22 protein-coding genes are annotated in these 22,796 nt (G+C 59.7%); 9 read left to right on the top strand and 13 right to left on the bottom strand.

The features are described from left to right. Positions 1 to 14: 14 nt before the first annotated feature. Together NWV16_RS07880 and NWV16_RS07875 are read left to right on the top strand one after the other, a co-directional pair. Complete coding sequence (locus tag NWV16_RS07880) at positions 15 to 1,640, top strand: methyl-accepting chemotaxis protein (RefSeq protein WP_260522601.1); 1,626 nt, start codon at positions 15 to 17, stop codon at positions 1,638 to 1,640. Between the two features lie 84 nt (positions 1,641 to 1,724). Next, positions 1,725 to 2,633 (top strand): DMT family transporter, encoded by a 909-nt coding sequence (locus NWV16_RS07875; protein ID WP_260522600.1) that lies wholly within the window; start codon positions 1,725 to 1,727, stop codon positions 2,631 to 2,633. A 57-nt stretch (positions 2,634 to 2,690) separates the two neighbouring features. Here NWV16_RS07875 and NWV16_RS07870 read toward each other — a convergent pair whose 3' ends face one another. Beyond that, a complete protein-coding gene (locus NWV16_RS07870) occupies positions 2,691 to 3,554 on the bottom strand; it encodes a DMT family transporter (protein ID WP_260522599.1) in 864 nt (287 codons plus the stop codon). A 438-nt stretch (positions 3,555 to 3,992) separates the two neighbouring features. Here NWV16_RS07870 and NWV16_RS07865 point away from each other — a divergent pair, with 438 nt between their 5' ends. Together NWV16_RS07865 and NWV16_RS07860 are read left to right on the top strand one after the other, a co-directional pair. After that, a complete protein-coding gene (locus NWV16_RS07865; protein WP_260522598.1) occupies positions 3,993 to 4,532 on the top strand; it encodes a hypothetical protein in 540 nt (179 codons plus the stop codon). A 43-nt stretch (positions 4,533 to 4,575) separates the two neighbouring features. Continuing rightward, a complete protein-coding gene (locus NWV16_RS07860) occupies positions 4,576 to 4,755 on the top strand; it encodes a hypothetical protein (RefSeq protein ID WP_260522597.1) in 180 nt (59 codons plus the stop codon). A 45-nt stretch (positions 4,756 to 4,800) separates the two neighbouring features. Here NWV16_RS07860 and NWV16_RS07855 read toward each other — a convergent pair whose 3' ends face one another. Then, positions 4,801 to 5,739, bottom strand: coding sequence for an aspartyl/asparaginyl beta-hydroxylase domain-containing protein (locus NWV16_RS07855; protein ID WP_065258257.1), 939 nt, complete (start codon positions 5,737 to 5,739; stop codon positions 4,801 to 4,803). A gap of 187 nt (positions 5,740 to 5,926) precedes the next feature. Further along, positions 5,927 to 6,901 (bottom strand): cysteine synthase A, encoded by a 975-nt coding sequence (gene cysK, locus NWV16_RS07850; RefSeq protein ID WP_260522596.1) that lies wholly within the window; start codon positions 6,899 to 6,901, stop codon positions 5,927 to 5,929. A gap of 128 nt (positions 6,902 to 7,029) precedes the next feature. Between cysK and NWV16_RS07845 the strand changes: the two genes are divergently transcribed. Further along, positions 7,030 to 8,106 (top strand): DUF748 domain-containing protein, encoded by a 1,077-nt coding sequence (locus tag NWV16_RS07845; protein WP_260522595.1) that lies wholly within the window; start codon positions 7,030 to 7,032, stop codon positions 8,104 to 8,106. Here the strand turns inward: NWV16_RS07845 and NWV16_RS07840 are convergent. Then, complete coding sequence (locus NWV16_RS07840; RefSeq protein ID WP_260522594.1) at positions 8,103 to 8,603, bottom strand: helix-turn-helix domain-containing protein; 501 nt, start codon at positions 8,601 to 8,603, stop codon at positions 8,103 to 8,105. The genes NWV16_RS07845 and NWV16_RS07840 overlap by 4 nt on opposite strands. Continuing rightward, complete coding sequence (locus NWV16_RS07835) at positions 8,591 to 8,821, bottom strand: DUF4160 domain-containing protein (protein WP_260522593.1); 231 nt, start codon at positions 8,819 to 8,821, stop codon at positions 8,591 to 8,593. The genes NWV16_RS07840 and NWV16_RS07835 overlap by 13 nt, the downstream gene beginning before the upstream one ends. Positions 8,822 to 9,020: 199 nt before the next feature. Here NWV16_RS07835 and NWV16_RS07830 point away from each other — a divergent pair, with 199 nt between their 5' ends. Continuing rightward, on the top strand, positions 9,021 to 9,866 hold the full coding sequence (locus NWV16_RS07830; RefSeq protein WP_260522592.1) for an AAA family ATPase: 846 nt from the start codon (positions 9,021 to 9,023) through the stop codon (positions 9,864 to 9,866). A 12-nt stretch (positions 9,867 to 9,878) separates the two neighbouring features. After that, positions 9,879 to 11,057 carry a vWA domain-containing protein gene (locus NWV16_RS07825; protein ID WP_007956512.1) on the top strand — a complete coding sequence of 393 codons (1,179 nt, stop codon included), beginning with the start codon at positions 9,879 to 9,881 and terminating at the stop codon, positions 11,055 to 11,057. Positions 11,058 to 11,093: 36 nt separating this feature from the next. Here NWV16_RS07825 and NWV16_RS07820 read toward each other — a convergent pair whose 3' ends face one another. The 4 genes from NWV16_RS07820 to NWV16_RS07805 all read right to left on the bottom strand — a co-directional run bounded on the left by NWV16_RS07820 (position 11,094) and on the right by NWV16_RS07805 (position 14,806). Further along, a complete protein-coding gene (locus NWV16_RS07820; protein WP_260522591.1) occupies positions 11,094 to 12,008 on the bottom strand; it encodes a biotin-dependent carboxyltransferase family protein in 915 nt (304 codons plus the stop codon). Further along, positions 12,005 to 12,709: a 5-oxoprolinase subunit B family protein gene (locus tag NWV16_RS07815; RefSeq protein WP_260522590.1), complete on the bottom strand. Its 705-nt coding sequence runs from the start codon at positions 12,707 to 12,709 to the stop codon at positions 12,005 to 12,007. The genes NWV16_RS07820 and NWV16_RS07815 overlap by 4 nt, the downstream gene beginning before the upstream one ends. Next, on the bottom strand, positions 12,706 to 13,458 hold the full coding sequence (locus NWV16_RS07810; RefSeq protein WP_260522589.1) for a 5-oxoprolinase subunit PxpA: 753 nt from the start codon (positions 13,456 to 13,458) through the stop codon (positions 12,706 to 12,708). Before NWV16_RS07810 ends, NWV16_RS07815 begins: the two co-directional genes overlap by 4 nt. Positions 13,459 to 13,519: 61 nt before the next feature. Continuing rightward, complete coding sequence (locus NWV16_RS07805; RefSeq protein ID WP_260522588.1) at positions 13,520 to 14,806, bottom strand: MFS transporter; 1,287 nt, start codon at positions 14,804 to 14,806, stop codon at positions 13,520 to 13,522. A 146-nt stretch (positions 14,807 to 14,952) separates the two neighbouring features. On the opposite strand from NWV16_RS07805, the gene NWV16_RS07800 reads away from it, so the two are divergent. Further along, positions 14,953 to 15,864: a LysR family transcriptional regulator gene (locus NWV16_RS07800; RefSeq protein WP_260522587.1), complete on the top strand. Its 912-nt coding sequence runs from the start codon at positions 14,953 to 14,955 to the stop codon at positions 15,862 to 15,864. Positions 15,865 to 15,898: 34 nt separating this feature from the next. Here NWV16_RS07800 and NWV16_RS07795 read toward each other — a convergent pair whose 3' ends face one another. From NWV16_RS07795 to ltrA, 4 genes are all read right to left on the bottom strand, one after another. Further along, on the bottom strand, positions 15,899 to 16,441 hold the full coding sequence (locus NWV16_RS07795) for a DUF2937 family protein (protein WP_260522586.1): 543 nt from the start codon (positions 16,439 to 16,441) through the stop codon (positions 15,899 to 15,901). Between the two features lie 14 nt (positions 16,442 to 16,455). Continuing rightward, on the bottom strand, positions 16,456 to 17,232 hold the full coding sequence (locus NWV16_RS07790) for a class II glutamine amidotransferase (protein ID WP_065258245.1): 777 nt from the start codon (positions 17,230 to 17,232) through the stop codon (positions 16,456 to 16,458). A gap of 16 nt (positions 17,233 to 17,248) precedes the next feature. Beyond that, entirely contained in the window at positions 17,249 to 17,749 is a 501-nt protein-coding gene (locus NWV16_RS07785) for an MFS transporter (RefSeq protein ID WP_260522585.1), read from the bottom strand. A gap of 95 nt (positions 17,750 to 17,844) precedes the next feature. Next, on the bottom strand, positions 17,845 to 19,542 hold the full coding sequence (ltrA, locus tag NWV16_RS07780) for a group II intron reverse transcriptase/maturase (RefSeq protein ID WP_260522584.1): 1,698 nt from the start codon (positions 19,540 to 19,542) through the stop codon (positions 17,845 to 17,847). A 1,149-nt stretch (positions 19,543 to 20,691) separates the two neighbouring features. On the opposite strand from ltrA, the gene NWV16_RS07775 reads away from it, so the two are divergent. Then, the gene (locus NWV16_RS07775) at positions 20,692 to 22,746 is read left to right on the top strand and encodes a S9 family peptidase (RefSeq protein ID WP_260522583.1); all 2,055 of its coding nucleotides are present in this window, start codon (positions 20,692 to 20,694) and stop codon (positions 22,744 to 22,746) included. The last annotated feature ends 50 nt before the right edge of the window (positions 22,747 to 22,796 follow it).

Below are 22,796 nucleotides of genomic sequence, written 5' to 3'. Positions count from 1 at the left end.
CAAGGAGCACATTGATGTCTATCCGGAATCTGCGCACAGGTTTGCGCGCCAGTTTGAGTTTTGCCGTTCTGGCCGGTCTACTGATGGTGGTCGGCCTGTTCGGCCTGGGCCAGATGAAAGCCCTGCGTGAAAGCACGGCAGTCATCGAAGAGTCATGGATGCCCGGCATCGAAAGCATTCACGACGCGGCGGCAAACATCGCCAGCATCCGCCTCGAAGCCCTGCGCCTGATCACGAGCACCGAGGCTGCCGTGCGCGAACGCAGCAAAGGCCTGCTGACGGCACAGCGCCAGGAATTGCTGAAGCGCCTCGACGATCACAAAACCCTGATCGCCAACGATCAGGAGCGGACGATGCTGGAAACTCTGGGCACAGACACGGCCAGGTACCTGAGCATCCTTGACCAGATCATCAAACAGATCGACGCCGGGCAGAGCGATCAGGCCTATGCACGACTGACCACGGAACTGGCCCCCCAAGGCAACGTGCTCGACAAGACCCTGGAACAAATGATCACCCTCAATCAGCAAGGCGCCGACGCCGCTGCAAAAGCGGCGGCGGCAACCTATCAACAGTCGCTGTGGATCGTCGCGACGATCATCGTCATCGCCCTGGTTGCGACCTTGCTGCTGGCGTGGCTCCTGACCCGCAGCATTACCGCGCCGATCAATCAGGCATTGAGCGTGGCCAGGCGGATTGCCTCCGGTGACCTCAGCGCTCCCATCGACAGCACGGGTCGGGATGAAGCGGCGCAACTGCTCAAGGCCCTGGCCGAGATGCAGGGCAATCTGCGTTCGACCATTCGCGGCATCAGCGAGTCGGCGCAACAACTGGCCTCTGCCGCCGAGGAAATGAGTTCAGTCATGGAGCAAAGCACCCGTGGCCTGCAACAGCAGAACGACCAGATCGAACAGGCGGCCACGGCGGTCACCCAGATGAGCACGGCGGTGGATGAAGTCGCGGCCAACGCGGTGTCCAGCGCCGAAGCGTCCGAGGCCTCGAACGAGGACAGCAAGCACGGGCATGTACAGGTCAGTGAGACCATCAGTTCGATTCAGGAACTGGTCAGCGCGGTGCTCGGTGCATCTGAACAGGCCGAAGGCCTGGCGACTCAGGCCCAGGACATCAGCAAAGTGCTGGAAGTGATTCGCGGCATCGCTGGCCAGACCAACCTGCTCGCACTCAACGCAGCCATCGAAGCGGCGCGCGCCGGCGAAGCGGGACGCGGCTTTGCAGTCGTGGCCGATGAGGTGCGCTCGCTGGCTCAGCGCACGCAGAACTCCACGGAGGAAATCGAGCTGATGATCAGCAGCATCCAGCAAGGCACCGGCGCCACGGTCGGCGCCCTGCAAAGCAGCGCCGAGCAGGCCACCCAGACCCTGCGCCGGGCCAACAGCGCCGGTCAGGCACTGGAGAAAATCACCGCGTCGATCTCGCAGATCAACCAGCGCAACCTGGTCATCGCCAGCGCCGCCGAACAGCAGGCCCTGGTGGCCCGGGAAGTCGATGAAAACCTGGTGACCATCCGCGACTTGTCCACCCAGACCGCCGCCGGCGCCACCCAGACGTCAGCCGCCAGTCAGGAACTGTCGCGCCTGGCGGTCGACCTCAACGGGCTGGTGACGCGCTTCGTGCTCTGACGAAGAAATTAAATGCCCGATCAGCGGTTGCCATCGACAGGGCGCTCGGCAACACTCTCGTCCCCGAAATGGAAGGAGTTGCTCGTGAGCCCTGTCGATATTTTCCGCATGTTGTCGCTGGCCGCGATCTGGGGGGCGAGCTTCCTGTTCATGCGCATCATCGCCCCTGCGATCGGCACCGTTCCGACCGGCTTTTTCCGGGTTTCGATCGCGGCTGCCGGTTTGCTGGTGATCCTCGGTCTGATGCGTATCAGCTGGGATTTCAAAGGCAAACTCAAGACCGTGATGTTGCTGGGGGTGATCAACTCAGGGCTGCCGGCAACGATGTATTCCGTCGCGGCTCAAGTGCTGCCGGCCGGTTATTCGGCAATCTTCAACGCCACCACGCCGTTGATGGGCGTGTTGATCGGCGGGCTGTTCTTCAGTGAAAAACTCACGGTGGCCAAACTGGCCGGGGTTTTCCTGGGTCTGCTTGGCGTGGGCGTGCTGACCCGCGCCGGCCCCGTGGCGTTCGATCTGCCGCTGCTGATGGGTGCCTTTGCCTGCCTGCTCGCAACGACCTGCTACGGGTTTGCCGGATTCCTCGCCCGGCGCTGGCTGGATCAGGCCGGCGGGCTCGACAGCCGTCTCTCGGCGCTGGGCAGCATGCTCGGCGCCACGCTGTTCCTGCTGCCACTGTTCGGCTACAGCGTCATCACTCAACCACCAATGAGCTGGGGCGGCTGGCCTGTCTGGTTGTCACTGCTGGGCCTTGGCCTGGGCTGCACCGCGTTCGCCTACATCATTTACTTCCGCCTGCTGACTTCCATCGGGCCGGTGAAATCGATGACCGTGACCTTCATGATTCCGCCGTTCGGCGTGCTGTGGGGCGCATTGTTTCTCGACGAACCGCTGTCGATGGCTCATCTGTACGGCGGAGTCTTGATCGCGATAGCGTTGTGGCTGGTGTTGAAACCGACGGCGGTGAAGCCGGCAGAGATCACCGCTCGCTGATCGCCAGATACAAAAAGGCCCGGGAGTTTTCTCCCGGGCCTTTTTCATGCGCGGCTGTTACGCCGATTTACGGAACACGAAGACCAGACCGACGATGATCAACAGCATCCCCACCACGCTCAGCGCGGCCAGTCGATTGCCGAAGATCAGATAGTCCATCACTGCCGTCACCGCCGGTACCAGATAGAACAGGCTGGTGACATTCACCAGATTGCCCCGGGCGATCAGTCGATACAGCAGCAAGGTCGCCAGCACCGAAACCACCAGACCCATCCACAATACCGGCACGATGAAACCGGCGCTGTGCTCGAAGTGGAAAGGCTGGAACGGCACAAAGATCCCGCACAGCAACAGTCCCGCCAGGTATTGCACCGGCAGCGTGCCGAGGGGGTTGTCGGTAATGCGTTTCTGCATGATCGAGCCGAACGTCATGCTGGCCAGCGCCAACAGCCCGAACAGCATGCCCGCCAGGGACATTCCGGCCAGGCCGATGCCCTGGTAAACCACCATGATCAGACCGGCCAGCCCCAGCGCCAGACCGAAGATCCGGCTCGCCGAGCGCTGGCGCTCCATGATCACCACCGTGAGGATCGGTTGTACGCCCATGATGGTCGCCATCACGCCGGGGGTGACTTTCAAGTCCAGCGCCAACAGATAGAAAATCTGATACGCCCCCAACAGCACCAGCCCGGTAGCCATCGCATACAGCATCGGCCTGCCACCCCTGGGCAGCTTCAGCCTGAGCAACGGCACCAGCAACACCAGCCCGGACAGGGCGATCACAAATCGGATCAGCAGAAAGGCAAAGGGCGAAGCGTGGGCCAGCCCCCACTTGGAGAAGATCGCCCCGCTGCTCCACAGCAGGACGAACAGGCTCGTGGACGCCGCCGCGAGCGCGGATTTTTTCGAAAGGACAAACATGAATACCACCTGTAGTCAGGCAAATAGCCAACTCAGCCGAAGCTGAAATTCAGTAGGTTTTTTCAGGCGGGCGCAGGAGTCAGCAGAAAACGCTGATCAGCGCGAAACACCCACGCCCGGCGGTGATACGACTGCGCACACCGGCGTGCTGCTGACAGGTGGAGGGTAATGACTGATCTGCACAGGCTGCTGATTCCCGCATGGCACGACGCCAGCGTTGACCGCTGAATCGACTACCGCGTTGATGAGGGATACAGGCATCTGGGCTGATCTTTTTCGAGGGATTTGAAAGGTGAGTCCCGAGACTCACGAGCGCCGACTATAACCAGCCTGCGACATGGATTGCAATAAGTTGGGCAAAGGGCCGCCAGCGACAGGCTGGATGCAGGCGCATAGGCTCGTTTGCAATTGATGGGGAAATGGAATGCGCGAGATCACATGCCAAGGGAACGGACATATCTGCGGTACCAACTGTACAGATCACAAGCCAGGAAGTACGCGGGCAGCACTTTCGCAAAGTTGCATGAAGATCTGGAGGAAAAAGGAATTGTGGATGTCGATTACTCCAGAGTTCGGTTCGAAGCTATCGACGCTTTGGCACTGATCGCCTACGAACAATGGCTGGATCCTTATTTCTCCTGGCAGGAAGTCGTCAGGTGGAAAGCCAGAGAGCAAATGGGATTCGATTTGGCGATCTGGTTTGAGCGTGAGCTATGCGGACTCTGTTTTGCGAATCCGAATAAGAGCCGGTTGAGAGTCAAAATCGTGCGTCTGGAAGGAAAACCCGGAAACGATCACCCCCTCAAGTGCCGAATCGCAACATTTGCCCTGACCGCCGTGACGCACTTCGCGCGAATCGTAGGCAGCAAGCAAATCGAAATTCAGGAGCCTCTTCCCGGAGTGATACCACTTTATCGGCAACTGGGGTTTGAGTTTGACTCTGAAGGTCGGCTTGTGAAGCCTGTTGACCAAGACTAGTATCGGGTTAACTGTTCACTAAATGATCAATATTGGAGGTGCCATGAAAACTGTCGTTGAAAACAAAACGCCAGACGCCAAACTGGTAAAGGCCAAAGGTAAGCGCTCTTCTGGAGAGTTACCTGAAAAGGAGCTTCTTCGAATTAGAGAGACATTGGCTAATCCAGCGGTGGAAGAGCCGGGGGGGGTTCTCGCCGGCGCATCTTTTATTTTCCCCTCATGAAAAAACCGCTCACAAGGAGCGGTTTTTATACGTCTGCATCCAGCCTCAACCAAACAGCCAATACCCCAGCAACGTCAACACCACCACCGCCAGCACCGGCCGCATCACACGGTAGGCCTTTGGATTGCGGCGTTTCCACTGTTTGACCACGCCGCTGAACTTGTCACTGAAGTTCTTGCTCCAGGCATAGGCCTGGTTGATCCCGCCGACGCGCTCGTCATCGAGGTTTTGCGGTGCGGTCGCACGACCCAGCCAGGCGCTGATGGAGCGGTTGATGCGGGTCATGAGGCGGTTGCTCAGCGGACGCTCGACGTCGCAGAACAGGATGACGCGGGTCTGCTCGGTTTCGTTCTTGACCCAGTGCACGTAGGTCTCGTCGAACATCACGTCTTCACCGTCGCGCCAGGCGTAGACCTGACCGTCGACGAAGATCCGGCAATCGTCGGAGTTGGGGGTCGACAACCCCAGGTGGTAGCGCAGGGAACCGGCGAACGGATCGCGGTGCGGGTTCAAGTGGCTGCCGCCCGGCAACAGCGCGAACATCGCGCCTTTGACGTTGGGGATGGCACTGACCAGCGCCACGGTTTTCGGGCACAGGGTCTCGGCCGATGGCAGCGGTTTGTCGTACCACTTGAGATAGAAACGCTTCCAGCCTTTCTTGAAGAACGAGCCGAAACCGGCGTCGTTGTTCTTTTCGGCGGCGCGGATGTAGCCCTCGTCAAAGAGGTGCATGGCTTCGTCGCGGATGGTTTCCCAGTTGTCGCGCAGCACGTCCAGTTCCGGGAACTTGCTGCGATCCAGGTACGGTTTGGACGGCACGCCGGAAAACAGGTACATCAAGGCGTTGTACGGAGCGAACAGCGCCGAGTGGTTGACGAACTGGCGCAGCACCGGCAAACGCGCCTTGCCGCGCAAATGCACGTAGAGGATGCTGCTCACGAACAGCAGCAACACCGATACCTTGGCGGCCAACGAAAAGGTCATCAACGACTCCTTGAAAAAAGACAACGCCACGCCATGTCACTCACCCGGCATGGCGGCCGGCCATGATAAACACTACCGGCGCCGGGAAAAACCCGCCCGACCCAAGATTCAGTGTTAAGAATTGCGCAACAAAGCACTAATTAACATAACAAGCCTGAATCCTGGCTGACCTGAATCAACGCCACGCTTACTGCTGGTTCTCCTGGTCGGTGAACAGGTCGCTGAACAGCATGCTCGACAGGTAACGTTCACCCGAGTCCGGCAGCACCACCACAATGGTCTTGCCCTGCATTTCCGGGGTTTCCGCCAGGCGCACCGCAACTGCCATCGCCGCGCCGCAGGAAATGCCACACAGAATTCCCTCTTCCTGCATCAGACGCAGCGCCATGACCTTGGACTCTTCGTCGGTGACGCGCTCGACCCGGTCCACCATCGACAGGTCGAGGTTCTTTGGCACGAAACCGGCGCCGATGCCCTGGATCTTGTGCGGGCTCGGTTTGATTTCTTCGCCGGCCAGGGCCTGGCTGATCACCGGCGAAGACACGGGTTCCACGGCCACCGAGATAATCGGTTTGCCCGCCGTATTCTTGATATACCGCGATACACCGGTGATGGTTCCGCCAGTGCCGACGCCCGCCACCAGCACATCGATGGCACCGTCGGTGTCGTTCCAGATTTCCGGACCGGTGGTTTTTTCATGGATGGCCGGGTTGGCCGGGTTATCGAACTGGGCCGGCATGAAGTATTTGTCCGGGTCGCCGGCGACGATTTCGGCAGCCTTTTCGATCGCCCCCTTCATGCCCTTGGCGGGCTCGGTCAGCACCAGTTCGGCCCCAAGCGCCTTGAGCACCTTGCGCCGCTCGATGCTCATCGAGGCCGGCATGGTCAACATCAGTTTGTAACCACGAGCGGCGGCGACGAACGCCAAGCCAATGCCGGTATTGCCCGAGGTCGGCTCGACGATGGTCATGCCCGGCTTGAGTTTGCCGCTGCTTTCGGCGTCCCAGATCATGTTCGCGCCGATCCGGCACTTGACCGAATAGCCCGGATTGCGACCTTCGATCTTGGCCAGAATGGTCACGCCACGGGGCGCAATGCGATTGATCTGCACCAGCGGCGTATTGCCGATGGAATGGGCGTTGTCAGCAAAAATGCGGCTCATGGCTGGGTCCTTGTACAGCGTGAAATTCAGCCTTCCAAGGTAAGCCTGTTGCTCCTGGCAGTCCAGTCGGGTCGAACGTCTGCAACCGCCGACAGTCAATCGCTTTACATCGCAAGGAAAATGCCACCATGAAGCGTCGCTACCGTTGGCCGTTGTGGATTCTCACCATTGTCGTCGTCCTGTTGGTCGCTCTGCACATCGCCCTGCCCTACCTCGTGCGCGACTATCTGAACGACAAACTGGCCAACATGGGCGACTACCGTGGGCAAATTACCGACGTCGACCTGGCCCTGTGGCGTGGTGCGTACAAGATCAACGGCCTGAAGATCGTCAAGGTCGACGGCAAGGTACCGGTGCCGTTCGTCAACGCGCCATTGATCGACTTGTCCGTCAGTTGGCATTCATTGTGGTACGACCATGCGGTGGTCGCCCAAGTGAAGTTCTTCAAACCAGAGGTCAACTTCGTCGATGGCGGCGCCAACAAACAGAACTCCCAGACCGGTAAAGGCACCGACTGGCGTGCGCAGTTGGGCAAGCTGTTGCCGATCACCCTCGACGAAGTGCAGATCCACGATGGCCGTATCAGTTTTCGCAACTTCAACTCCAAACCACCCGTGAACATGAACGCCACGAATGTCGAGGCCAGCATTTACAACCTGACCAACGTGGTCGACACCAAGGGCAAGCGCGATGCCCGCTTCGAAGGCAAGGCCATGCTGCTGGGCCAGGCACCGTTGGAAACCTCCGCCACCTTCGATCCGCTGAGCAACTTCGAAGACTTCGAATTTCGCCTGCGGGCCCGCGATCTCGAACTCAAGCGCATGAACGATTTTGCCTCGGCCTACGGCAAGTTCGACTTCAATGCGGGCCACGGCGACGTGGTCATCGAGGCGCAGGCCAAAAAAGCCCAGCTCACGGGCTACATCAAACCCCTGCTGCGCGATGTTGAAGTGTTCAATTGGCAGCAGGATGTGGAAAACAAGAACAAAAGCATCTTCCGCTCGGTCTGGGAGGCGCTGGTAGGCGGTACTGAAACCGTGCTGAAAAACCAGGCGAAAAATCAGTTTGCGACCCGGGTCGAACTCAGCGGCAGCGTTCATCAGCAGGATATCAGCGCGTTCGAAGCGTTTTTGCAGATTCTGCGCAATGGATTCATCCAGGCTTTCAATGCCCGGTATGAGCGACCGAAGCCGGATGCGGGCTAAGTTTTACGGTTGACGATGTAGCGTCCAGTATCCTCTGCCGCGATCAGCGCAGGTTTCTCCTGCAATGAATCCCAACCCAGGCAGGCCAGGGCCAATGACCGTGGCACGGCTTCCCGCCCATTGCTGTAGCGACTGATGCTGCGGGCACTGACACCCAACGCTTCGGCTGCCTGATTCAACGGTAACCCTGTGCGAGCACGCCAGGTCATGAAGATCCGTGTGTTTTCGTCGGGCGCATTTTGCGCGAGCGCGTCCCGGTACAAGGTATTGGCACCAATCTGGATATCCGGCTCCAGCCACTCCACGCTCCAGCCATCGTCGCCCAAGTCAGCGGTTGCGAACACTTCACTATCCAATAGCGGAGCGAGCCCCGGATAGGTCTGGAGGTCGCGGCTCAAATCGAGTATCAGTTGCTGGCCGTCAATAAAGCTCAGTGACAGGCGAGCATCAGCCAGTGCCTGCACAGCCGCCAACCGTGGCCGCTTCATGGGTAACATCGTTTCCAGTCCTCCAGCAATTGCGTCTGATGGGCCGAAACCCACGCCAGCGCTTCCTTGACGATCAGCGGCGGTGCCTTGCCCATCATGACTTCAACGGTTTCCAGGCTCAGCATCACATCCATTCCGCCACCGGTCAGGTGAACATGGGGTGGCGGGTGATCCTTCTCGCGCAACTGAATGCGGTATTTTTCGCGAAATCGGTATTTGGTAGACATGCTCGAAGGCTATCGCCAAATCGGCGATACCTGAATACTGGCCCCGTGCCGAAACTGAGTCAACATGTGACGCTCCATTCAGAGACTGAATACGCCGTCTGCGTTCACAGTCGACCGGGCTGCGCGTTATAGTCGGGCATCCGATTTTTCGCCTCCGCCCTGCCCGTTCAGGTCGGCGTTACCGTTCGAGGATTAGCAGATGAAGTTCGAAGGCACCCAGGCCTACGTCGCCACCGATGACCTGAAGCTGGCAGTCAACGCCGCCATCACCCTGGAGCGGCCGCTGCTGGTCAAGGGCGAGCCGGGCACCGGCAAGACCATGCTCGCCGAGCAACTGGCCGAATCGTTCGGCGCCCGGCTGATCACCTGGCACATCAAGTCCACCACCAAGGCCCATCAGGGCCTGTACGAGTACGACGCGGTCAGCCGTCTGCGCGATTCGCAACTGGGCAATGAAAAAGTCCACGACGTGCGCAACTACCTGAAGAAGGGCAAGCTCTGGGAGGCTTTCGAGTCCGAAGAACGCGTGATTCTGCTGATCGACGAAATCGACAAGGCCGACATCGAATTCCCCAACGACCTGCTGCAAGAACTCGACAAGATGGAGTTCTACGTCTACGAAATCGACGAGACCATCAAGGCAAAACAGCGTCCGATCATCATCATTACCTCCAACAACGAGAAAGAGCTGCCGGACGCCTTCCTGCGCCGCTGCTTCTTCCACTACATCGCGTTTCCTGACCGCACCACCCTGCAGAAAATCGTCGACGTGCACTACCCGGACATCAAGAAGGATCTGGTCAGCGAAGCGCTGGACGTGTTCTTCGACGTGCGCAAGGTGCCGGGCCTGAAGAAAAAGCCGTCGACCTCGGAACTGGTGGACTGGCTGAAACTGCTGATGGCCGACAACATCGGTGAAGCGGTGCTGCGCGAACGCGACCCGACCAAGGCGATTCCGCCGCTGGCCGGTGCGCTGGTGAAGAACGAACAGGACGTGCAACTGCTTGAGCGCCTGGCGTTCATGAGCCGTCGCGGCACCCGTTAAGAGGCTGACGCCATGTTGCTCAACCTGTTCAATGAAATGCGTGCAGCCAAGGTACCGGTCTCGGTGCGCGAGCTGCTCGACCTGATCAACGCGCTGAAACAGCGCGTGACCTTCGCCGACATGGACGAGTTTTATTACCTGTCCCGGGCGATTCTGGTAAAGGACGAACGGCATTTCGACAAGTTCGACCGCGCGTTCGGCGCCTACTTCAACGGCCTGGAAAAGCTCGACGATCACCTGCAGGCGCTGATCCCCGAAGACTGGTTGCGCAAGGAGTTCGAGCGCTCGCTGACCGACGAGGAACGCGCGCAGATCCAGTCCCTCGGCGGCCTGGACAAGTTGATCGAAGAGTTCAAGAAACGTCTGGAAGAACAGAAGGAACGCCACGCCGGCGGCAACAAATGGATCGGCACGGGCGGCACCAGCCCGTTCGGCTCCGGTGGTTTCAACCCGGAAGGCATCCGGGTCGGCGATGCCGGCAAGCGACAGGGCAAAGCGGTGAAAGTCTGGGATCAGCGCGAGTACAAGAACCTCGACGACTCCGTGGAACTGGGCACCCGCAACATCAAGGTCGCCCTGCGCCGCCTGCGTAAATTCGCGCGCCAGGGCGCGGCAGAAGAGCTGGACATCGACGGCACCATCGACCACACCGCCAAGGACGCCGGCCTGCTGAACATCCAGATGCGCCCGGAGCGACGCAACACGGTGAAGCTGTTGTTGCTGTTCGACATCGGCGGCTCGATGGACGCCCACGTGAAGATCTGCGAAGAGCTGTTCTCGGCCTGCAAGACCGAGTTCAAGCATCTTGAGTATTTCTACTTCCACAACTTCATTTATGAATCGGTGTGGAAGAACAACATGCGTCGCACCTCCGAACGCACGTCGACCCAGGACCTGCTGCACAAGTACGGCGCCGACTACAAGGTGATCTTCATCGGCGATGCCGCAATGGCGCCCTATGAAATCACCCAGGCCGGCGGCAGCGTCGAACACTGGAACGAAGAGCCGGGTTACGTGTGGATGCAGCGCTTCATGGAGAAGTACAAGAAGCTCATCTGGATCAACCCGTACCCGAAAGACACCTGGGGCTACACCTCGTCGACCAACATCGTGCGGGACCTGATCGAGGATCAGATGTATCCGTTGACCCTGCGCGGGCTGGAAGAAGGGATGCGGTTTCTGTCCAAGTAATCTGCAATCACTCCCCCGCCAGCGGCGGGGGAAGGATCAAAAGCGCTTCAGATATTCGACATGTTCCCGGTGCGCGACGTCCTGCACCACCGGGCGCAATCTGACCTTCGCCCCCGGCAGACACTGCGCCAGGCGCGCCAGCGCCAAAGGGGTCAATGCACCCAGGCGCGGATACCCGCCAATGGTCTGCCGGTCATTGAGCAACACGATCGGCTGCCCGTCCGGCGGCACCTGCACCGCGCCCAGCGGAATGCCCTCGGAAATCATCGGTTTGCCCTGATACTGCAACGCCGTCCCCAACAGGCGAATGCCCATGCGATCAGCGCGGCTGTCCAGCGTCCAGACACGGTTGAATGCATCGAACAGGCTCTGCCCACTGAACTGGCCGATTTGTGCGCCAAGCACCAGATCCAGCGGCGCGTCGAGACGCAGATCCGGTCGGTGCGCTGCCGGGAGCTCGCGCACCAATAGGGTTTCACCTTGATAACTCAGCGAAGCGCCCTTGGCCAATGGCAAGCCAAAACCATCGAGACCGCCGAGTTCCTCACGCACCACGGTGGCACGGCTGCCCAGCACTTTCGGCGCAATGAATCCACCGGGCGCCGCCAAATAGGCCCGAGCCCCGAGCAATGGCTGATTCAATTGCAGTTTCTGCCCTTTGCGCAGTTTGAAACTGCTCCATGGCGCCAATGCTTCGCCGTCGATCTGCGCCCCCAGATCGGCGCCAGCCAATGCCAGCAGACAGTCGTCCTGCGCCACCACCGCAAACCCGCCGAGGGTGATTTCGATCACCGGCCAATCCAGGTCATTGCCCAACAGCCAGTTGGCCCAGGCCATCGACCGCCAGTCCGCCGCACCGCCCTGGGTCACGCCCAGATGACGCACGCCAAAACGCCCGGCGTCCTGCAACAGGCACAGCGGCGTGCTCGCTTCAATCGTCAGTCGGCTCATGCCAGGGCCTCCAGAGGCGTGTCGTCACCGCCGAGCCGAATGAATTCGGCATGGCTCACCGCTTCGAAGCGTACGGTGTCGCCGGGCTGCATCAGGCTGTAACCCTCTCGCTCGCGGTCGAACAGCTTTGCCGGCGTGCGCCCGATCAGGTTCCAGCCGCCGGGGGACACCACGGGATACGCGGCCGTCTGTCGCTCGGCGATGCCGACGCTGCCGGCGGCGACTTTTTTGCGTGGCGTATTCAGGCGCGGCGCGGCCAGCACCTCTTCAACCAGGCCCATGAAAGCGAAGCCCGGCGCAAATCCAAGCGCAAATACCTGATATTCACGACCACTGTGGCGGCGGATCACCTCTTCCACCGACAAACCGCTGCGATGCGACAGCAGGCTCAGTTCCGGACCGACACTCAGGTCGTACCATACCGGCAGCACATGACACTGGCCGCCGGTTCGCGCATTCGGCGTCAGGTCGATCAACGCTTCGGCGATCAACTCCCGTGCCTGACCCGGATTCAATGCCGTCAGGTCGTAATGCACCATCAACGTGGTGTACGACGGCACCAGATCGATCAGATGCTCGCCAAATACCGTGCGCAAGCGCTCGCTGGCGGCGAGCATCCACGGCATGTTGGCCTCGGCGATTTCATCGAACAGGCGCAGCATCAGACAATCCACTGCCACCACTTCCACCCGCGGATTCATGGTGCGCCCTGCTCGCTCAAGGCCTGTCGAATGCGCTGCACGGCCGCCACTGAACCGGCGTTGTCGCCATGCACGCACAAGGTGTTGGCCTGCAAATGCAGCGCACTGCCGTCGCTGGCGGTCAGGTTGTCGCCACGGGCGATGGTCAGCGCCTGTGCAATGATGGTTTCGGCGTCGTGGTGCACCGCTCCCGGCAGTTGTCGCGACACCAGTCGGCCCGCGCTGTCGTAGGCACGGTCGGCGAAGGCTTCGAACCACAGGGTCACGCCGTACTCGTCACCGAGCTGTTGTGCTGCGGTGTTGTCACGAGTCGCCATCAGCATCAGCGGCAAACTGCGATCGTAAGCCGCGACGGCCTGAATCACCGCCCGCAACTGCGCCGGGTTGGCCATCATGTCGTTGTACATCGCGCCATGGGGTTTGACGTAGCCGACTTTGCCACCCTGGGCGCGGCAAATGCCGTCGAGGGCGCCGATCTGGTAATGCAGGATGTCTTGCAGTTCCTGGGCGGTGTAAGCCATGGAGCGCCGACCGAAACCCACCAGATCCTGATAGGCCGGATGCGCGCCGATCTGCACGCCATGGCTCAGGGCAAGGCTGACGGTCTTGCGCATGATGCCCGGGTCGCCGGCGTGAAAGCCGCAGGCAATGTTGGCGCAATCGATGAAGGGCATGACTTCCGCGTCCAGACCCATGGTCCAGCTGCCGAAGCTCTCGCCGATGTCACAGTTCAATAGCAGGCGGCTCACGGTGAACACTCCTGTAGCTGTTATCTTTTTATGCCGTAGGACAGTTGTCGCAGGTTATCAGTTACTGCGCGTCCAGTAGCTTGCCCCGGGTTTCCGGCAGGCTCAGCGCCGAGAGGATCACCACGCCGTAGGACACCGCCGCAAAGGCCCCGATGCCGACACTCAGCGGTACTTTCTGGCTGAGCAGCCCGATCAGCAACGGGAACAACGCTGCCAGCGCCCGGCCGATGTTGTAGCAGAAACCCTGCCCCGAACCGCGAATCCGCGTCGGAAACAACTCGGTGAGAAACGCCCCCATGCCACTGAAAATCCCCGAGGCGAAGAAGCCCAGCGGGAAACCCAGCCATAGCATCACGCCGTTACTGACCGGCAGCTGGGTGTACAACAGAACGATGGTGAACGAGCCGACCGCGAACAGGATGAAGTTCTTCTTGCGTCCCAACAGGTCGGTCAAATAGGCGCTGATCACATAACCGGCGTAGGAGCCGATGATCACCATCGCCAGATAACCGCCGGTGCCGAGTACGCTCAAGCCACGTTCATTCTTCAGAAAAGTCGGCAGCCAGGAGGTGATCGCGTAATAACCGCCGAGGGCACCCGTGGTGAGCAGCGAGGCGCGAAACGTGGTGAAAAGCATGCCGGGGGCGAAGATCTCGTAGAACTTCGACGGGTTGTCCGGGGTTTGTCTGGCCTTGGCTTCGCGGTAGATCTCGGGATCTTTCACCAGACGGCGGACGAAAATCACGAACACCGCCGGCACGATGCCGAGGATGAACAGTGCACGCCACGCGTCTTCCGGCGGCAACACCGAGAACAGCAGCGCATACAGAATCGCTGTCAGTCCCCAACCGAGCGCCCAGCCCGATTGCACCATGCCGACCGCCTTGCCACGATCCTTGGCGCGGATCACTTCACCGATCAGCACCGCGCCGGCCGTCCACTCACCACCGAAACCGAAGCCCATCAGGGTGCGGGCGATCAGCAGTTGTTCGTAGTTCTGGGCAAAACCGCAAAGGAAGGTGAAAAAAGCGAACCACAGCACTGTCAGTTGCAGCGTGCGCACGCGACCGATGCGGTCGGAGAGAATCCCCGCCACCCAGCCGCCGATGGCCGAAGCGATCAACGTGCTGGTATGAATCAACCCGGCCTGGCCGGTGGTGATGCCCCACATCGCGATCAGGGTCGGCACCACGAAGCTGAGCATCTGGGTGTCCATGCCGTCCAGACCGTAGCCGATCTTGCAGCTCCAGAAGGTACGGCGCTCCTGCTGATTGATGTTGCGATACCAGTCGAACGGGCCGGGACGGGCCGTGGTCTTGGGGAGGTCGAGGGTGTCGGGCGCACTCATGGCATGTCTCCGCAGGCTTTTATTGGTCTTGTTCGAAGCTCCGACGACGCCTATCGTGGGAACCGGATGCGTCGATTCTTGGGTGCGTCACCCGGCCGCGTCCAACGAATAAAAACCCGCCCAAGACATAAGAAAAATTTGTTGCCATGAACCTGAAGTTTCTCGAGACCTTCGTCTGGGTCGCCCGGCTGAAGAGTTTCCGCCTGACCGCCGACAAGCTGTTCACCACTCAGGCGTCGATTTCCAGCCGCATTGCCGTGCTTGAGGGTGAGCTTGGGGTGAAGCTGTTTGTGCGGGATTCGCGCGGTGTGAGCCTGACGCCGGAAGGCCTGAAAGTGCTGGACTATGCCGAGCAGATGCTCGACACCCTGCAGGCGTTGAAGCAGTCCATCGAGACCCGATCGAGCAAGGTCGGTCGGGTGCGCATCGGGGTGATGGACACGGTGATTCACACCTGGCTGAGCCCGCTGGTGGCGCAGATGACCGATCTGTACCCACGAGTGGAAATCGAACTGGTGGCCGATACCTCGCTGAACCTCTGCGATCAGTTGCAAAAAGGCTTTCTCGATCTGATCCTGCAAACCGATCTGGTGCGTCATGAAAGCGTGCGCAGTCTGGAACTGGCCAGCCATCCCATCGGCTGGATCGTCGCCAGCCAATCGATCTACAACCGCGATTACGCGAACCTCGCCGATCTGGCGCAGGAACGGATCATCACCTACTCGAAAAACTCCCGGCCGCATCAGGACATTCTGGCGTTGATGCAGGCCCAGGGCGTGCTGGCGCCACGCTTGAACTGTGTGAACTCGGTGTCGGCGATCACCCGGTTGTTGCGCGACGGCTTTGGTATCGGCGCATTGCCGCCGGTGCTGGTGGCCGAAGAACTGGCGCGGGGCGAACTGACCCTGCTCGACATCGATCAACGGCCACCCGATCTGCAAGTGGTGGTGTCGTGGCGGGTGGGCGTGGAATGGGCCGAAGAGATCGTGACGTTGTGTCAGCAGGTGCTGGAGGGGTATGCGCGCAAGGTGGGAACAGATTACATCGTTCTGAGTTGATCGTTCCCACAGCGTGGGAACGATGCTTCGAGGTTTACAGCCCGCGCACATCCCGGTCTTCGATCGGCCGGCTCTGGCGCAGGCGTTTGCCGCCCAGCACCACCCAGTCGATCAGACGGAACAGGCATTCGAGACCGAACGACAGCAGCATCGCGCCGCTCATGCCCCAGATCATCGCTTGCGGTGTCAGCAGAATCTGGTAGCTGTAGCCGTTCCAGGTCTCTTTGCGAATGTCCGGATCGGCGGCCAGCACCACTTGCAGGAAGCGGATGTACCAGGGGCCCTGCATCGCCTGGAATTGCTTGTCCAGCGCCAGTTGACGGTTGAGCAAGGTGCTCAGGCTGTCGGCATCGCTGCGAAACACCGGGTCTTCGCTGGCGCGGTAATGGGCGACCAGTGCCTGCATATCTCCCTTGAAGAATTGCGCGGCGGTACCCTGGAAACCGCGCAGGCCGGTCTGCACCTCGATCAGATGCGCCTCGACCCGCTTGGCGTAATCGTTGATGAATCCCGGCACCTGGACACCGATCAACAGGCCCGCCGCAAACAACACCAGCCGTAGATAACTGAGCAACATCGAGGAAAGATCCTTTATTCGGTCGTGCCCTGACGGACGCATTCGCCGCGTCGCCACAGGCTCCATTGGCCCGGTTCGTAGCGGGTCCAGGTTTCGTTTTCGGTCAGAGGTTCGGTGGCAATGACCGTGACCACGTCGTTGGGCGTGGTTTCGGCCTGGAAATCGACGATCACATCAACGTCCTTGAGCCGTGCCGGGCCGAACGGTGCGCGCCGGGTGATCTGCGCAAGTTTGGTCGAGCAATAGCAGAACAGCCAGTCGCCGTCGCTGAGCAGGCAGTTGAATACGCCTTTGCTGCGGTATTCGGCGCATGCGGCGACCAGATCCGGCAGCAGCACTTCTATATCGACCGGTTCCGGAAACGCTGCACGTACGCGGTTGAGCAAATCGCAGAACGCCGCCTCGCTGTCGGTATCGCCCACAGGACGGTAAAAACTCTTGATCGGGGTGAAGTCGGCGAGCTGGCCGTTGTGCGCGAAGCACCAGTTGCGTCCCCACAGTTCGCGGACGAACGGATGGGTATTGGACAGGCAGACCTTGCCGACATTGGCCTGGCGGATATGGCCGATCACCACTTCGCTCTTGATCGGATAACGCTGCACCAGATTGGCCACTTCCGACTCGCAGCTGGCCGCCGGATCCTGAAACAGCCGCAATCCGCGACCTTCATAGAAGGCAATACCCCAGCCATCGCGGTGCGGGCCGGTGCGACCACCGCGCTGCATCAGCCCGGTGAAGCTGAACACGATATCGGTCGGCACGTTGGCGCTCATGCCCAATAGTTCACACATGTGCGGGCTCTCGTGATTACAGACGCGGCTCGACGCGCCGACGCTGCGGATTGCCCGGCAGCGGTGGCCGGCCATAACGATCATCGCCGGCGCCGCCGAACGGTTGATCGCTGTCGCGCTCGTCATCGGCACGGGCGGCTGCGCGGGCGGCTTCGGCCTGTTCCTTGCGCGCCTTCGAAGCGCGTTCGATCGGGAAGCGGATCAACACGAAAATCAGGTACAGGCCGAACGCGATCATCGCGTACATGAGCAATTCGGAGATCGCGCGCCAGGCGTTGTTGCCCACCTTGAACGCCAGATCCAGCGCCGTGATGGCGACGGCCGGGGCGAATTTTTCCTTCACCGGATCGATGATGGTCGGGCTGAACAGCAACACCGCCACCAGCACACGCAGCGGCTCACGCAGCCAGCGCCACATCCAGCGGGTCATGCGCATCCACACCAGCAGGCAGCCAACGGCAGCAAAGGCGTAGAGGCCCCAGGCGATCAGATAGTCGTTCTCGGTCATGGTGTCCATGGCAAGGCAGGCAAGTCGGGTAGAGACAGACCATTACTGGTCTGCCTCCCCCTAAGAACCGTACGTGCGCCTTTCAACGCATACGGCTCAAGTCTTTAAAAAGCCCCATTTGGAGCCGGCTTGTTTACTGTCAATCCACGGCTGTGTAGCTGCTGATGACAAACTGGATGCAATAGTACTCGGTTATCCAAGGTGTCTCCACCGCCTTGGGAGCGGTGGATTATATGGTGGTCATGCCACCCGCTTTCCTTGGTGATCGGCTGTTTGCACAGTGGGCATTGCCCATTTTGGGTTTGGAAGAGCCTCACTATCTGCTTTCGGTACTTCAGCTTTTTGAGCATTCGTGCCATTCGCAGTTTCTCTCCCATCTCCTCCATGGAAGGATCGAAGGGGTTGTAATCCCCGCTCACCTTTCTATGCCGTTCGATCGTTGTGCTCGCTATTGAGTACAGAGAAGCTATTGCTTTCGTTCCGTCCGCCCTCATCGCCATGGTGGCAAATACCCAACTTTTGCCTTCATGGGCTTGGAAATAACCTCTCCTGACCCATTCCAACGATTTATTTGGGTGTCTCCTTTTCGCCCAACGCCAAAGCGCATGGAAAACAGAATTATCCATTCTGCTAAACGCCTTCTTGGCAACCACTGGTTGGTGGTACATCGCCCACCCACGCAGCATCGGATTCAGCCGTTGGATCAGATCCTCTTGCTTCGCCGTTTTGTTGGTACTGATGACATCCTTCACCTTGCGATAGAACGCTTTCACGTTTTTCTTGCTTGGCTTGATCAGGAGCTTTCCCTCGTACTTGCGGAAATTCCATCCCAGAAAGTCGAAGCCTTCATCTATGTGAACGACACGGGTTTTCTCGGGCGACAGCTGCAGTCCTCTCACAGCGAGGAACTGCTCCACCCAAGGTCTGATTTTGCTTTCCAGTGTCTCTTTCGAGCTTCCGGTAATCACGAAGTCATCCGCATAACGCACCACATTGATTTTCAGCTTCTTGGCTTTCGTCACGCCCAGATGTTGCTTGAGCTGTGACTCCAGTCCATCCAGCACCATATTTGCCAAGGTCGGCGAGATAATCCCGCCTTGTGGCGTACCGGCGTCCGTTGCCTGTAGCTGGCCTTTGTGAATCACTCCAGCCTTCAACCATTTCCGGAGGATCGTTTTGTCCGTAGGGACATTGGCGATCAGCCAGTCATGGTTGATGTGGTCAAAGCAGCCTTTGATGTCCGCCTCCAGTACCCATTCGGCCGAAACCTTCTTGGATAAGCAGATGAACAGCTGTCCCATCGCGTCTGCGGTAGAGCGCTCAATCCTGAAGCCGTAGCTGTTCGGATCTCCGGTGGTTTCTGCAATGGGCGCCAGAGCCAGCAAATACAACGCCTGCATGGCCCTGTCAGTCATGGTCGGAATTCCCAGAGGGCGTTCCTTCCCATTTGACTTCGGAATAAAGACACGCCTTAACGGCCGTGGCTTGTATCCGTGGCGCTTCAACCCGTTTGCCGCTTTCCATTTGGCATCGGGTGTATCCCAGAGCACGCGGTCGACTCCTGCCGTGCGCTTGCCCTGGTTTTCAGTGACTCGCCGAACGGCCAAATATCTGGCCGAACGAGAGCGGGTCAGCATTCGTTGCAGGGAATTAACCCTGCGCCAATTGCCTTCCCGACAAGCCTTCGCAATCCGTAACTGCATCACCCGGACATTCCGCTGAACACGCCACCAATCGATGTCATGCCACTGTTGCGGAGCGCCGGAAGGCGCAGACACGGCCGTGGGGCTGTGTACTTTCATGCTGCCTTCCTCTCAAGTTGCCTGAGCTGAAGACGTACGCATCCCCTGACGGGAATGGACGTCCCGTCAGGGCTGGATGAATGGGAAACCTCAACCGCAGGTTTCTGAAATTATTGAGACAGACTCAGTCAGAGTTCATGCGACGAAAGACCACGCAGAAGTCTGCCCGGTTTCCCGTGAGGTGATGTTTCAACCCCTATCCGATCCATTACAGATCGACTTTCGCTTTCTCTGCGATCCCATACCCGCACAGCCAACAGATCCCCTTGCGGTTCACCTGCCCGAAGGCAGCCATACGGGCTTACCACGTTCCCTGCCTGTCACACGATTGGTTTAGGGCCTGCCTTTTCGCCGGTGATCTTGATGACGACGTATCTCCAGCCTCTACAGAGATATCCGATCACTTTGCCTTTTGGCTCAAGCCTGACAGCTGTTTTGGCTTGTTTATAATTACGACGTTTATCAGCAGTTCACATATGTTGCCCATGCCAACCAGCCTTGCGCCTCAACCCGGTTCAGCTCCGAGCATCTCTACATCCCCTCACGGTGGCTGCAGACCTTTTCAGGGGCTACGTTGTTAGAAAAGCTTCACACCTCATCGTTGCCAATGACGCATGTCTTCCTAGGCTATCGTTGGTCGTACAACGAGTCCGCTGCCAACTTGCGTGCAAGCTGGATGGACAATGACAGACAGAGCTTTCGCTCGAGTCTTCAGAGGGATGAGCAGGAACTGACAGAGTCAGCATGCTCAGAAAAGTGTTTCCTCCTGTTTCGGAAGCAGGAGAAAACCCTTGCGGGGATTCTTTCCCGCTGGGGTGAGGTTCTGTAAGAACCGAAGATTGAAGATGCATTCTAGAAAGAAAGAGATCCTTCCCAGTCGCTATTGTGGAATGCTGATCGACTGTGGGCATGCCCCGCCGCAACGGTAAGTCCTTGAAGGCATTGGACTTATGGGTCTGGTTTTGTTTCTGGAGATTGGGTACTCCAGCCTTGGCGGTAATCAAACAGCCCTTCAAGATGACCATCCACCTCGAAGTCTTGAAGACACGCTACGCGTGTCGCACAGAGGCGCTTATAGTAACGACTTTTCGCACATCAGGCTTCCCCGCCGTCCGTGCGGTCCTCATTTGTCATGTTCGAGAGCCCTCCATGCCCGTATCCGCCAACGTCACCAGCGCCCCGATTGCCCGCAAGGATGCCGGTCACGACCCGTATGCCTGGCTGCAGGAACGCGACACCGACGCGGTGCTCGACTACCTCAAGGCCGAAAACGACTACCAGCAGGCGCAGACCGCCGATCAGGCCGGACTGCGCGAAACCCTGTTCGAGGAGATCAAGGGCCGGATCCTCGAAACGGACCTGTCCCTGCCGTCGCCGTGGGGCCCTTATCTGTATTACACCCGCACCACGGCGGGGGACGAATACCCGCGTCACTACCGCTGCCCGCGTCCGGCCGACGACAGCCTGACCCTCGACGAAAGCCGCGAACAACTGCTGCTCGACCCGAACGCCCTGGCCAATGGCGGCTTTTTCTCCCTCGGCGCGTTCAGCATCAGCCCGGATCATCAGCGCCTGGCCTACAGCGTCGATGCCTCGGGCGACGAGATTTACACGCTGTTCGTGAAGGAGTTGTCCAGCGAGCGTGTCAGCGAACTGGAGTTCCAGGACTGCGACGGCAGCATGACCTGGGCCAACGACAGTCTGACCCTGTTCTTCAGCGTGCTCGACGACACCCATCGCCCGCACAAACTGTTCCGCTACCGCCTCGACGGTACCGCTGCCGAAGAGGTGTTCCACGAGCCGGACGGGCGTTTCTTCCTGCATTGCTACCGCTCCAGCTCCGAGCAGCAATTGTTGTTGTCCCTGGGCAGCAAGACCACCAGCGAAGTCTGGGCGCTGGATGCCAATCAGCCGCACCAGCCTTTCACCTGCCTGGCACCACGGGTCGAGGATCACGAATACGACGTTGATCACGGCAAACTCGACGGTGAATGGACCTGGTTCATCCGCACCAACCGCGACGGCATCAACTTCGCCCTGTATCAGGCGCCGGACACCGGCATCGCGCCGAGCGAATCCGACTGGCAGAACCTGATTCCCCACAGCGATTCGGTGATGCTCGATGGCGTCACCCTCAACGCCGAAGCCCTGACCCTGAGCCTGCGCGAAGGCGGACTGCCAATCATCGAAGTGCGCCCGCACGGTCTGGCGCCTTATCGCGTGCAATTGCCGGACGCGGCCTACAGCCTCTACGTGCAAAACAGTCTGGAGTTCGAAAGCGACCGCATTCGCCTGCGCTATGAAGCGCTGAATCGCCCGGCCCAGGTCCGGCAACTGATCCTCGCTACCGGCGAACAGGCAGTGCTCAAGGAAACCCCGGTGCTCGGCCCGTTCGACGCCGACGCCTACGTCAGCCAGCGCCTGTGGGCCACCGCGCCGGACGGCACGCTGGTGCCGATCAGCCTGGTGATGAAACGCGAAATGCTCGGCAAGCCGGTGCCGCTGTATCTCTACGGCTACGGCGCCTATGGTTCGAGCCTCGACCCGTGGTTTTCCCATGCCCGCCTGAGTCTGCTGGATCGCGGCATGGCGTTCGCCATTGCCCACGTGCGCGGCGGTGGTGAACTGGGCGAAGCCTGGTATCGCGCCGGCAAGCAGGAGCACAAGCAGAACACCTTCAGCGACTTCATTGCCTGTGCCGAATTCCTGATCCTCAATGGCATCACCACCGCGCCGCAACTGGCGATCAGTGGCGGCAGCGCCGGTGGCCTGCTGATCGGTGCGGTGCTCAACCAGTGTCCGGAGCTGTTCGGCGTGGCAATCGCCGAAGTGCCGTTCGTCGATGTGCTCAACACCATGCTCGATCCGGACCTGCCGCTGACCGTCACCGAATACGACGAGTGGGGCAACCCTGAAGAGCCTGAGGTCTACGAACGAATCAAAGCCTACGCGCCGTACGAAAACGTCACCGCCCAGGCTTATCCCGCGACGCTGGTGATCGCCGGTTACAACGACAGCCGCGTGCAGTACTGGGAAGCGGCCAAGTGGGTCGCGAAGCTGCGCGCAACCAAGACCGACGACAATCCGCTGCTGCTCAAGACCGAACTGGGCGCTGGCCACGGCGGCATGAGCGGGCGTTATCAGGGATTACGTGACGTAGCCCTCGAATATGCATTTGTTTTCAAGGTTCTGGGCATCGCCTGAGGAACTCCGCCGGTCACTCGGGTCTTAATTCCGGACACCGGAAGCCGATA

The sequence above is a fragment of the Pseudomonas sp. BW7P1 genome, assembly GCF_024981055.1.
In the GTDB taxonomy this organism is placed as follows: Bacteria; Pseudomonadota; Gammaproteobacteria; order Pseudomonadales; family Pseudomonadaceae; genus Aquipseudomonas; species Aquipseudomonas bananamidigenes.
The sequence above is the reverse complement of the archived record's forward strand: the minus strand, read 5'-3'. Positions and strand labels throughout refer to the sequence as shown.